At 62.4% G+C, this 12,625-nt stretch carries 7 protein-coding genes; all 7 read left to right on the forward strand.

The features are described 5' to 3' along the window. The first annotated feature begins 502 nt into the window (after nt 1–502). The 7 genes from glgA to HU765_RS26155 all read left to right on the forward strand — a co-directional run bounded on the left by glgA (nt 503) and on the right by HU765_RS26155 (nt 12,515). On the forward strand, nt 503–2,089 hold the full coding sequence (glgA, locus tag HU765_RS26125; protein ID WP_186623947.1) for a glycogen synthase GlgA: 1,587 nt from the start codon (nt 503–505) through the stop codon (nt 2,087–2,089). A 16-nt stretch (nt 2,090–2,105) separates the two neighbouring features. After that, the gene (gene treZ, locus HU765_RS26130; RefSeq protein ID WP_186623949.1) at nt 2,106–3,908 is read left to right on the forward strand and encodes a malto-oligosyltrehalose trehalohydrolase; all 1,803 of its coding nucleotides are present in this window, start codon (nt 2,106–2,108) and stop codon (nt 3,906–3,908) included. Then, entirely contained in the window at nt 3,905–5,983 is a 2,079-nt protein-coding gene (malQ, locus tag HU765_RS26135) for a 4-alpha-glucanotransferase (RefSeq protein WP_186623950.1), read from the forward strand. Before treZ ends, malQ begins: the two co-directional genes overlap by 4 nt. After that, nucleotides 5,980–8,748: a malto-oligosyltrehalose synthase gene (locus HU765_RS26140; RefSeq protein ID WP_186623951.1), complete on the forward strand. Its 2,769-nt coding sequence runs from the start codon at nt 5,980–5,982 to the stop codon at nt 8,746–8,748. Before malQ ends, HU765_RS26140 begins: the two co-directional genes overlap by 4 nt. Nucleotides 8,749–8,775: 27 nt before the next feature. Next, nucleotides 8,776–9,120: a DUF2934 domain-containing protein gene (locus HU765_RS26145; protein ID WP_186623952.1), complete on the forward strand. Its 345-nt coding sequence runs from the start codon at nt 8,776–8,778 to the stop codon at nt 9,118–9,120. A gap of 226 nt (nt 9,121–9,346) precedes the next feature. Continuing rightward, nucleotides 9,347–11,506 (forward strand): glycogen debranching protein GlgX, encoded by a 2,160-nt coding sequence (glgX, locus tag HU765_RS26150; RefSeq protein WP_186623953.1) that lies wholly within the window; start codon nt 9,347–9,349, stop codon nt 11,504–11,506. Nucleotides 11,507–11,759: 253 nt separating this feature from the next. After that, nucleotides 11,760–12,515 (forward strand): PIG-L family deacetylase, encoded by a 756-nt coding sequence (locus tag HU765_RS26155; RefSeq protein ID WP_186552173.1) that lies wholly within the window; start codon nt 11,760–11,762, stop codon nt 12,513–12,515. Nucleotides 12,516–12,625: the final 110 nt, after the last annotated feature.

The raw sequence follows: 12,625 nt of genomic DNA on the forward strand, positions 1-12,625 counted from the left end.
CCGGCGCGCGATAGCGCCCTCCCACCCACCACAACCTCAAAACCTGCGCACCAAACCTGTGCAGTCACCCCGCCCGCTAGCACAAAACCATGACCGCCCAGTCACCGTTTTGGCTCACTCCATCAGAAAAACCTGCCCTTCGTCGGAGCATTTCCCGACCAAATACCGGTCCCGCCCTCCGATCCAACCGATTGTCGAACAATTTAGCCATTTGCGCCGACCCGCTCTAGGATCTGGCCTAGACTGCTTTTTTGCGGGCAAAACCACTCAGTCACACCGCGGAAAAAAAGTCGAAACTTTTGCTTAACGCCACAGGTCATCAGAACAACTGGGCGAAAGCGACTGGTGTAATCCTTGCAACGGCCTCACCACCCATTCTGCTTGCGCGTGTTGGGTAGCGTTTGCTCACCGATGCGCGGCGCGTTTGCGCCCGGCCACAGGATTTGGCCATGGACATCGCTTGTTAGAGACAAGAATCAGATCAACACAACGGGAGATACATATGATCAGTGCGGCATTGGAAATTCAGGGAGAGCGTGCTCACCAGTCGCTTGGCGAACAGGGCACCGTCAGTGTTCCCGGCAGCCGACAGATCAACGTTCCCGGCACCCGAACACTGGCTCCGGTAGCGAGCCAGAACCCCAACAAGAAAAAGGTATTGTTTGTCACTTCGGAAATCGCCGACCTGGTCAAGACCGGCGGCCTGGGTGACGTTTCCGCCGCCCTGCCCCGGGCCATGGCCCATCTGCACGACGTACGAGTGTTGATCCCCGGTTATCCGCAAGTGATGCACAGCGAAAACCCGATCCACATCATCGGCGAGCTCGGTGGCCATGCCGCATTACCACCTTGCAAGATCGGGCGCATGGACATGCCCGACGGCCTGGTGATCTACGTGTTGATCTGCCCTGAACTCTACGAACGCGAGGGCGGCCCTTACGGCGCCAACAACGGTCGCGACTGGCCCGACAACCATATCCGCTTTGCCCGCCTCGGTCTGGCCGCTGCCGACATCGCCGCCAACCTCGCACAGATCCACTGGTGCCCGGATCTGGTGCACGCCCATGACTGGCCAACGGGCCTCGCCCCTGCCTATATGCACTGGCGCGGGCAGCGCACGCCGACGCTGTTCACCATTCACAACCTCGCCTATCAAGGCGTGACCAGCCTTGGCTCTTGCCCTGAGCTGGGCATTCCGGCCCATGCCCTGCAACAGGAAGGCATGGAGTTCTACGGCAAGATGTCGTTCCTCAAGGCCGGCATGGCGTATTCGAGCCACATCACCACGGTCAGTGCCACCTACGCGCAGGAAATCACCACGCCGGATTTTGGCTGCGGCCTCGACGGCTTTCTGGCCGCCAAGACCCAGCAAGGCTTGCTCAGCGGAATTCCCAACGGCATCGATGAGAGCTGGGACGCGGCAACCGACCCGCATCTGTTCGCGCCGTTCGCCATCGGCGAGTGGGAAGGCAAGGCAATCAATGCCGCCCATGTGCGCGAACTGTTCGGCCTTGACGACAGTAACGGTCCGTTGTTCGCCGTGGTGTCGCGACTGGTCTATCAGAAAGGGCTGGACCTGACCGAGGCGGTTTCCGAGTACATCGTGCAGAACGGCGGCCAGATCGCGATCATCGGTCGTGGCGAACCGGAAGAAGAACAAGCCATGCGCGAACTGGCGCTGCGCTTCCCCGGCAAGATCGGCGTGCGCATCGGCTTCAACGAAACCGACGCGCGGCGGATGTTTGCCGGCAGCGATTTCCTGCTGATGCCATCGCGCTATGAACCGTGCGGCCTGAGCCAGATGTACGCCCAGCGCTTCGGCTCGCTGCCGGTGGCACGCAACACCGGGGGCCTGGCCGACACGATTGAAAACGGCGTCACCGGTTTCCTCTTTGATGAGTCAACGGTCGAAAGCTACCGAGAAGCCCTGAGCCGTGCGTTCAAGGTCTTCGCCTACCCCGACCTGCTCAACGCCATGCGTTGCCGGGCCATGGCCGCGCCGTTCAACTGGTGCAAAGCGGTCGAACCCTACGCCGAACTCTACGAACAACTGGTGGCCAAGGCACTGGGTAAAGCCAGCCACAAATAACACGGAGGTTTCCAAGATGCCGTCACGGACCCAAGAAACCTGGCCCCACGGCGCGATCATGCTGGATGCCGAGCATACGCAGTTCGCCTTGTGGGCCCCTGATGCGTTCTACGTCAGCGTTGAGCTGGAAGGCCGGCCATCGCTGCCGATGCTGCCCCAGGCCGATGGCTGGTTTGTCCTCAAGACCCGCTGCCCGGCGGGCAGCCGCTACCGCTACTGTATCGACGGTGAAATGGAGGTGCCCGACCCGGCCTCCCGCGCGCAGGATGGCGATCTCGATCGCCACAGCGTGGTGGTCGATCCGCATGCCTATCAATGGCGACACAGTGCCTGGCGCGGTCGGCCATGGAACGAAGCGGTGATTTACGAGCTGCACGTTGGCGCACTTGGCGGCTTTGCCGAAGTCGAGCAACATCTGGCGCGTCTGGTCGCGCTGGGCATCACGGCCATCGAGCTGATGCCGCTGGCGCAATACCCCGGTGATCGCAATTGGGGTTACGACGGCGTCCTGCCTTACGCGCCGCAAGCCTCCTACGGCACCCCGGAACAACTCAAACACTTGATCGACACTGCCCACGGCCATGGTCTGGCGGTGATTCTTGACGTCGTCTACAACCACTTCGGCCCGGACGGCAATTACCTGCATCGCTACGCCAAGGGCTTCTTTCGCGAGGACAAACACACGCCGTGGGGCGCGGCGATCGATTTTCGCCGCAGCGAAGTGCGTGAGTTCTTCATCGAGAACGCCTTGATGTGGCTGCTGGAATATCGCTTCGACGGCCTGCGTCTGGATGCCGTGCACGCCATCGGCGATTCCGGCTTTCTGGAAGAACTGGCCCAGCGCATTCGCCAGCAGGTCGACCCGGCGCGGCATGTCTGGCTGACCGTGGAAAACGAGCTGAACCAGTCCAGCCTGCTGGAAAACGACTACGACGCGCAGTGGAACGACGACGGCCATAACGCCCTGCATGTGTTGCTGACCGGCGAAACCGATGCCTATTACGCCGACTATGCCGCGCAACCCACCGAGCAGTTGGTCCGCTGCCTGAGCCAGGGCTTTGTGTTCCAGGGCCATATCACCCGTCACGGCGAACCGCGCGGCGAACCCAGCGAACATCTGCCCTCGACCGCCTTCGTGCTGTTCCTGCAAAACCACGATCAGATCGGCAATCGCGCCTTTGGCGAACGCCTGCATCAACTGGCCGACCCACGCGCGGTTCAGGCGGCTACCGTGCTGTTGCTGTTGTCGCCGATGATCCCGCTGATGTTCATGGGCGACGAGTTTGCTGCCGAGCAACCGTTCCTGTTCTTCACCAGCCACCACGGCGAACTGGCGAAATTGGTGCGCGAAGGTCGGCGCAATGAATTTGCCGCGTTCAGTGCCTTTGCCGATCCGCACAAACGCGAGCAGATTCCCGATCCCAACGCCGAACAAACCTTTCTCGCCTCGCAACCCCGGCTGACCGGCAACGGCACGCCGCTGCAACAACAGACCCTGGCGCTGTACCGTCAACTGCTGCAGTTGCGCCATCAGTACATCATTCCAAACCTGTCCGGCACGCAGGCGCTCGGCGCCAGCATGCTGGGCTACGGCGCAGTCAGTGCGCGCTGGCGTCTGGGCAATGGCAGCGAACTGCGAATCGACCTGAACCTCAGTGACACGCCAGTGGTCAACCCTGCACAGACCGACGCTGTGTGGCTGTTTCAACAGCCGCCCGCCGTCGCCTTGTCGGATCCGGGTCAACTGCCCGCGTATTGCGCGCTTGTCAGCCTCACGGCCGCAACCCCTTTGCAACCTCTGGATGGAGAGCGCCTATGAGCGATGCGCAACTGGAAATTCTTGCCAGCCGAGCCGGCCTTGCCGTCGACTGGATCGACGCCAACGGGCGTCAGCAGAAAGTCGCCCCGGCGGTACTGCGCAACGTTCTCACCGGACTTGGCCACCCTGCCAACACCGCACAGGAAATCGATACCAGCCTGCTCGAATTGCAAGCAGCCCAGCAAGACCGCCACCTGCCGCCATTGCTCACCAGCGATGTCGGCGTCGGTGTCGATCTGGGGCGTTATTTCCCACCTGAAACGCCGTGTGAAATCCATCTGGAGGACGGCTCGCGCCTGAATCTGAAACTCGACTCCGAGGCGATCCTGCCAGGGCTGATTCCGGTCGGCTATCAGCACGTGCACATCGCCGATCAGCATTTCACCCTGGCCGTGGCACCGCAGCGCTGCTTCAGCGTCGGTGACGCGGTGGACAGCCCGGTGCCGCGCGCCTGGGGTCTGAGCGCGCAACTGTATTCGCTGCGGCGCCCCGGCGACGGCGGTTTTGGTGATACCCAGGCCCTTGAGGAACTCGTTCGGGTGGCGGGCGAACGCGGCGCCGACGCGTTGGCGATCAGCCCGTTGCACGCCATGTTCAGCGCCGACACCGGGCGCTACAGCCCTTATTCGCCGTCCAGCCGTTTGTTTCTCAATCCGCTGTATGCGGCGCCGGGCGCGATTCTTGGCGAACGTGCCCTGCGCGACGCGATTGACGCCGCCGGCCTGACCGGACAATTCGCCCAACTCGAAGACCTCAAGCTGATTGACTGGCCCGCCGCGGCCGAGGCCAAGCAGAAATTGCTGCAGGCGTTGTACGACGGCTTTATCGTCGGTGACCACCCGTTGCACCCGGACTTCGCCAGTTTTCGCCATACCGGCGGCGAAGCGCTGGAAAATCACTGCCGCTTCGAAGCGATTCAGGAAATGCGCGCGGCCCGCGGCGAAAGCCTCGACTGGCGCGAATGGCCGGAGCAATGGCACGACCCACGAGGCGCCGCCCTCAGCGCGTTTGCCGAGGAATATGCCGAGCGCATCGGCTACTTCGCGTTCTGCCAGTGGCTGATCCACCGTTGCCTGGAGCGTGCGCAGACCGCCGCGCGCAGCGCCGGAATGAGCATTGGCCTGATCGCCGACCTGGCGGTGGGTGCCGATGGCGCCGGCAGCCAGGCCTGGAGTTTTCAGGACGAGCTGCTTGCCTCGCTCACCGTGGGTGCACCGCCGGACATTCTCAACCGAGCGGGGCAAGGCTGGGGCATCTCTGCGTTCTCTCCCGAAGGCTTGATCCGCAACGGCTTTCGCGCCTTCATCGACATGCTGCGCGCCAATTTCGCTCACGCCGGCGGCCTGCGCATCGACCATGTGATGGGCCTGCAACGCTTGTGGGTGATTCCCAACGGCGCCGACCCCGCCGATGGCGCCTACCTCTATTATCCGATCGACGATCTACTGCGCCTGCTGACCCTCGAGTCCCATCGTCATCAGGCGATCGTCCTCGGTGAAGACCTCGGTACGGTCCCGGAAGGGCTGCGGGAAAAGCTCGCCGCACGCTCGATTCTCGGCATGCGCGTGCTGCTGTTCGAACAGGACAACACCCACTTCAAGCCGATTCTCGACTGGCCGGACAACGCGCTGGCAACCACCAGCACCCACGACCTGCCGACGCTCAACGGCTGGTGGCATGGCCGCGATATCGACTGGAACGCGCGCCTGGGACTGGTCGATGCCAACGGCGAAATCGAATGGCGCCAGCACCGTCAGCGTGAGCGCGAAGGCTTGCGCAATGCCTTGAGCCAGGATCCGCAGAACTTTCGCGAGGAGTCCCACGAGGCCGACCAGGTGGTCGATGCCAGCGTGCGTTTCCTCGGCCATACCCGCGCGCCACTGGTGCTGTTACCGCTGGAAGATGCCCTGGGTATCAACGAACAGGCGAATCTGCCGGGCACCACAGATACTCATCCGAACTGGTCGCGACGCCTGCCGGGCACCAGCGAGGCGCTGCTCGATGACCCCGATGCCGCGCGCCGTCTGGAGCTGCTGGCCTGCGCGCGTCTTCAGGCTGCCGAGCGTGACCAATGAACCAGACGCTTATCCAGCCAGTGCGCGCCACCCTGCGCCTGCAATTCCATAAAGGCTTTACCCTCGAACAGGCGGTGCCGCTGGTGCCGTATTTCGCCCGGCTAGGCATCAGTCATCTGTACGCCTCGCCACTGCTGGCGGCACGCGCCGGCTCGATGCACGGTTACGACGTGGTCGATCCAACCCAAGTGAACCCTGAACTGGGTGGCGAAGCGGCGTTGCGCCGTTTGGTCAGCACCCTGCGCGAACACAACATGGGCTTGATCCTCGACATTGTGTCCAACCACATGGCCGTCGGCGGCAGCGACAACCCGTGGTGGCTCGACCTGCTCGAGTGGGGACGGCTGAGTCCCTACGGTGAATTCTTCGATATTCAGTGGCATTCGCCGGACCCGCTGATGGAAGGCCAGTTGTTGCTGCCGTTTCTGGGCAGCGATTACGGTGTGGCATTGCAGGAAGGCACGTTGAAGCTGCACTTTAACGCGCACAAGGGCAGCTTCCATGTCGAGCATTACGAGCATCACTTTCCGATCTGCCCGAACGATTACGGCGAATTGCTCAAGGGCGATGACGCGCTCAAACCGCTCGCCGATCGCTTCAGTGCCCTGAGTTACCAGACCGACGCGCATTCGCTGTCGATCCCGCTCAAGCAGGAGCTGCAGCAATTGGCCAGCGATCCTCAGCTGCTTGCCGCGATCGAGCAAAACCTCACGCGTTACGATTCGACCACTGCAGAGGGCTTCGACAATCTGCATCAGTTGCTCGAACGGCAGAGCTATCGCCTCGCCAGTTGGCGCACGGCCGCCGACGACATCAACTGGCGGCGTTTTTTCGACATCAACGAACTCGGCGGCCTGCGCGTCGAGCGCCCGGCCGTGTTCGAAGCGACCCACGGCAAGATCTTCCAGCTGATCGCCGAAGGCTTGGTCGACGGCCTGCGCATCGACCACATCGACGGCCTGGCCGACCCGCGCGGTTATTGCCGCAAACTGCGGCGCCGCCTCGACCGCCTAGCGCCGGACCGGCATTTGCCGATCTATGTCGAGAAAATTCTCGGCGCCGGGGAAACCCTGCGTCGCGACTGGGCGGTGGACGGCACCACCGGTTACGAGTTCATGAATCAGCTGTCGTTGCTGCAACACGAGCCGGAGGGCGAATCGGTACTCGGCGAGCTGTGGCAACGGCGCAGCGAACGCCCGGCGGCGTTCATCGAAGAAGCCCGACTGGCGCGCCAACAGATTCTCAATGGCTCGCTCGCCAGCGATTGCGAAAGCGTCGCTCAGGCCCTGCTGCAAGTGGCCCGCGACGACCTGATGACCCGCGACCTCACCCTTGGCGCGATCCGCCGGGTGTTGCAGGCGTTGATCGTGCACTTTCCGGTGTACCGCACCTACGTCAGCGCGCTGGGGCGTTCGGCCCAGGACGAGGTATTTTTCCAGCAAGCCATGGACGGTGCGCGGCAGACCCTCGGCGAAGGCGACTGGCCCGTGCTTGATTGCGTGGCCGACTGGCTGGGCGGCACGCCGTGGCGGCGCAAACCCCGTGGTCGTTCACGGAAAATCCTCCGCCACGCCTGCGTACGCTTCCAGCAACTGACCTCTCCGGCGGCGGCCAAAGCCGTCGAAGACACCGCGCTGTATCGCTCGGCGGTGCTGCTGTCGCGCAATGACGTCGGCTATAACACTGAACAGTTCAGCGCGCCGCTGAGTGATTTTCATCAAGTCAACCAGCAACGCCTGCAGGCCTTCCCTGACAACCTGTTGGCGACGGCGACCCACGACCACAAACGCGGCGAAGACACCCGCGCGCGTCTGGCCGTGCTCAGCGAGCGCAGCCATTGGTACGCCGAGCAGATTGAACTGTGGCGCGCCCTCGCCCGTCCGGTGCGCAGCGATGAGCAACTGCCGTCGAGCGGCGATGAGCTGATTCTGTATCAAGCATTGATCGGCAGTTGGCCGCTGGATCTGCACGAAGGCGATCAGGCCGGGTTTGCCGACTACGCCCAGCGTATCTGGCAATGGCAACAGAAAGCCCTGCGCGAAGCCAAGCTGCAAAGCAGCTGGAGCGCACCGAACGAGGCGTATGAAAACGCCGCCCAGGCGTTCACCGAAAAACTGCTCACCGGCGACGAAGGTCAACTGCTGCGCGCCGCACTGATCAAGACAGTCAACAGCATCGCCGCCGCCGGCGCACTCAACGGTCTGGCGCAAACTTTGCTGCGCATGACCGTGCCGGGCGTGCCGGATCTGTACCAGGGCAACGAGTTCTGGGACTTCAGTCTGGTCGATCCAGACAATCGTCGGCCAGTGGACTATGCCGCGCGCGAGCAGGCCTTGCAGGCACAGGCGCCGCTCGACGCACTGCTGAGCGACTGGCGTGACGGGCGCATCAAGCAGGCGCTGATTGCCGAGGTGCTAAACCTGCGCGCCGAACATGCCGAGCTGTTTCGCCACGGCAGCTATCAGGCGCTGGAGGTACTCGGCGAGCAGGCGCACAACGTGCTGGCGTTCGCCCGTGAGCACGAAGGTACGCAGGCCATTGTCATCGTGCCGGTGCGTGGCGCCACTTTGCTGGGTAACAGTGCCGTACCGCGCATTGATGCGCTGCGCTGGGGCGATACGCACGTGGTTCTACCGTTCGACGCTTGCGGAACAAACCTGAAGGGACTTTTCGCAAGCGGCGCAGTCACAAAAAACAGGGCGCTGAATGTCGCCGACGCGCTGGGGGAGGTCCCGGTCAATCTCTTTATCCAACACTTAACGTAAGCATGAGTTCAGTTCAGGAGCATTGCGATGAGCACCGACGATAAACGCATCCGCGAATTCGCGTATCAGATCTGGGAATCGGAAGGTAAACCTGAAGGCCAGGAAGAACGGCATTGGGAAATGGCGCGCAAACTCGCCGAAGCCGAGGCGCTGGCACCGAAGAAATCACCGAAGGCCGCTGGCAGCAAGACCGCCGGCAAGGCAGCGACCGCCAAGACCGCCGATGACAAAGCCCCCGTCGGCAAAGCCCCGGCGGCGAAGGCCAAACCCGTGGCCAAGGCCAAACCTGCCGCCACGCCAAAAGTGGCGCCGCCGGGTGAAAAGGCTGCCGAGAAAAAGCCGCGAGCACCGCGCAAGCCCCCGGCAATCTGACGCCACCCCGAGTATTGAACTGAACCACTGTGTGGCGAGCACGCTTGCCACCGAGGGTGCACTCGCCCTGAAGAAACACACCCCCCCTGTAGGAGTGAGCCTGCTCGCGATTGCGATCTGACTTGCAACATCAATGAAGCCTGATAGACCGCTATCGCGAGCAGGCTCACTCCTACAAGGGTTTTATGTCAGCACAGAATTTCCCCGTTTTTTTGCAGGAGCAATCATGACCCGTCCAAAAAAAGCCGAGCCCGCTGCGCAAGCCGAGCCATCGAGAATCCGTGAAGGCCTGCCCTTCCCGCTCGGTGCGACCTGGGATGGCCTGGGGGTTAACTTTGCCTTGTTCTCCGCCAACGCCACCAAGGTCGAACTGTGCATCTTCGACGATACCGGCGAAGTCGAACTCGAACGCATCGAACTGCCGGAATACACCGACGAGATTTATCACGGTTATCTGCCCGATGCGCATCCGGGGCTGATCTATGGCTACCGCGTCTATGGTCCGTATGACCCGGCCAACGGTCACCGCTTCAACCCGAACAAATTGCTGATCGACCCGTATGCCAAACAATTGGTCGGCGAGCTCAAATGGTCCGAAGCGCTGTTCGGCTACACCATCGGCCACCCGGACGCGGACCTGAGTTTCGACGAACGCGACAGCGCGCCGTTCGTGCCCAAGTGCAAAGTCATCGACCCGGCGCACACTTGGGGCAACGACCACCGCGTCAGCGTGCCGTGGGACAAGACGATCATTTACGAAACCCATGTACGCGGCATCAGCATGCGTCACCCTTCGGTGCCGGAAAACGTGCGCGGCACGTTTGCCGGGTTGATGGTCGACGATGTGTTGGAACACATCCGCAAACTCGGCGTGTCGACGGTCGAATTGCTGCCGATCCACGCGTTCGTCAATGACCAGCATTTGTTGCACAAGGGCATGACCAACTATTGGGGCTACAACAGCATCGCGTTCTTCGCCCCGGACCCGCGTTACCTGGCCAGCGGCAAGATCGCCGAGTTCAAGGAAATGGTCGCGCACCTGCACGACGCCAATCTGGAAGTGATCCTTGACGTGGTTTATAACCACACCGCCGAGGGCAACGAGCAAGGGCCGACCCTGTCGATGCGCGGTATCGACAACGCCTCCTATTACCGCTTGATGCCTGACGACAAGCGCTATTACATCAACGATTCGGGCACCGGCAACACCCTCGACCTGAGCCATCCCTGCGTCTTGCAGATGGTCACCGACTCCCTGCGCTACTGGGCCAGTGAGATGCACGTCGACGGTTTCCGTTTCGATCTGGCGACCATCCTCGGGCGCTATCACGACGGTTTCGACGAGCGCCACAGCTTCCTCGTCGCCTGCCGTCAGGACCCGGTGTTGCGTCAGGTGAAAATGATCGCCGAACCGTGGGACTGCGGCCCCGGTGGCTATCAGGTGGGCAACTTCCCGCCGGGCTGGGTCGAGTGGAACGACAAGTTCCGCGACACCGTGCGTGCCTTCTGGAAAGGTGACGACGGCCAGCTCGCCGATTTCGCCAGCCGCATGACTGCCTCCGGGGAGATGTTCAACCAGCGCGGCCGGCGGCCGTATGCGTCGGTGAACTTTGTCACCGCCCACGACGGCTTCACCCTCAACGATCTGGTGTCGTACAACGACAAACACAACGAAGCCAACGACGAAAACAACCAGGACGGCAGCAACAACAACCTGTCGTGGAACCACGGCGTCGAAGGCCCGACCGACGATCCCGAGATCAATGCGCTGCGCCACCGGCAGATGCGCAACTTCTTCGCCACCCTGCTGCTGGCTCAGGGCACGCCGATGATCGTCGCCGGCGACGAGTTCGCCCGCACTCAGGACGGCAACAACAACGCCTACTGCCAGGACAGCGAAATCGGCTGGGTCAACTGGGATTTGAGCGAGGACGGCAAGGCCCTGCTCAAGTTCGTCAAACGCTTGATCAAGTTGCGCCTGACTTACCCGATTCTGCGGCGCGGGCGTTTCCTTGTCGGTGAGTACAACGAGGACATCGGCGTCAAGGACGTGACCTGGCTGGCCCCGGACGCCACCGAAATGACCACCGAACACTGGCATGACGCGCACAACCGCTGCCTTGGCATGCTGCTCGATGGTCGCGCGCAGGAAACCGGGATCCGCCGCAAGGGTGGCGATGCGACGTTGCTGCTGGTGGTCAATGCGCACCACGACATCGTCAATTTTGTCTTGCCGGAAGTGCCGGACGGTGGTTTCTGGACCTGCATGGTCGACACCAACCAGCCTTCGGTCCGGGGTCAGGAGCGTTTTGAGTTCGGCCACGAATATTCGGTCACCGGGCGCTCGCTGTTGCTGTTTGAACTGCAGCGCGATGAAGAGGACTGACAGAACGAGTGAGCCAGCGCCCGCCGGTGGCGGGCGATTTCTGTAAGCATTTGCGTAACCGGGCGCAGTTGGCGCAAAAAAATGCGTATCAGATTGATCTGTGACGCGACGAATCCCGTGTCTTGAGCAATACTCTGCTCGCGGTAATCCAAGGGTCGGAGCACTGCACAGTTGCAATCAATTTGCCTCTTCGGCTCGCGGCCAGCGTTTTCGGCACCGACCAGAGGCGGGACACAACAAGGACGTCGCACTCATGAAACCGTTAATCACTGACCACGGCCTGCCGGCGCAGATTTGGAACAGCGCGCCGCAACTCGCCAACATCCCCGTCATCAATACCCACAGCCTGGTGCCCGAAGGTGCGCGCGCCGTGGTAATCGCACCCCATCCCGGCGACGAAGTAGTCACCTGCGGCGGCCTGTTGCAGTTGCTCGCCAGTCTCGGCCATCCGCTGCAACTGCTGTCGATCACCGATGGCAGCGCCAGCCATCCCGGCTCGCGCCAATGGTCGGAAAAACGCCTGAGCGTGTTCCGTCCCCAGGAAAGCGTCGAAGCGCTGCGCCGTCTCGGTCTGCCGATGCACAGCCTGAAGTGGGTGCGCGGCGGTTTCGCCGACAGCGCCTTGAGCGACCAGGAAACCCAACTGACCGAATTCATCAGCCGCTACCTGCGGCCCGGCGACGTGGTGTTCAGCACCTGGCGCGGAGACCGCAACAGCGACCACGAGGTGGTCGGTCGTGCCAGCTTCAACGCAGCACAACACTGCGCGGCCAGCTACCACGATGTCCCGGTGTGGGCCTGGCACTGGCCGGAGCGCGACCAGCACCTGATCCCCTGGGAACGCGCACGCAAACTGCGCCTCGACACCTGGACGGTTGCGCGCAAAAGCCACGCCACCCACGCCTACGCCAGCCAGCTCAAGGGCGAACCGGCCATCGGCATCGCCCCGATGCTGCCGCCGGTGCTGCTGGAGCGGATGCGATTGCCGTATGAAATCGTGTTTGTCTGAAGGCGACCAGCCACGATTCCCTGTGGGAGCGAGCTTGCTCGCGAAAGCGCCGGGTCAGTGAAATCGATGCTGACTGACCCACCGCCTTCGGGAGCAAGCCCCCTCCCACA

Origin of the sequence: Pseudomonas sp. SWRI81 (genome assembly GCF_014268545.1) — a bacterium.
Taxonomy (GTDB): Bacteria; Pseudomonadota; Gammaproteobacteria; order Pseudomonadales; family Pseudomonadaceae; genus Aquipseudomonas; species Aquipseudomonas hamedanensis.

Excerpts from the sequence above, each read along its gene's own strand:
- glgA (WP_186623947.1), top strand. The coding sequence starts at position 503 with ATGATCAGTGCGGCATTGGAAATTCAGGGAGAGCGTGCTCACCAGTCG.
- treZ (WP_186623949.1), top strand. The coding sequence starts at position 2,106 with ATGCCGTCACGGACCCAAGAAACCTGGCCCCACGGCGCGATCATGCTG.
- malQ (WP_186623950.1), top strand. The coding sequence starts at position 3,905 with ATGAGCGATGCGCAACTGGAAATTCTTGCCAGCCGAGCCGGCCTTGCC.
- HU765_RS26140 (WP_186623951.1), top strand. The coding sequence starts at position 5,980 with ATGAACCAGACGCTTATCCAGCCAGTGCGCGCCACCCTGCGCCTGCAA.
- HU765_RS26145 (WP_186623952.1), top strand. The coding sequence starts at position 8,776 with ATGAGCACCGACGATAAACGCATCCGCGAATTCGCGTATCAGATCTGG.
- glgX (WP_186623953.1), top strand. The coding sequence starts at position 9,347 with ATGACCCGTCCAAAAAAAGCCGAGCCCGCTGCGCAAGCCGAGCCATCG.
- HU765_RS26155 (WP_186552173.1), top strand. The coding sequence starts at position 11,760 with ATGAAACCGTTAATCACTGACCACGGCCTGCCGGCGCAGATTTGGAAC.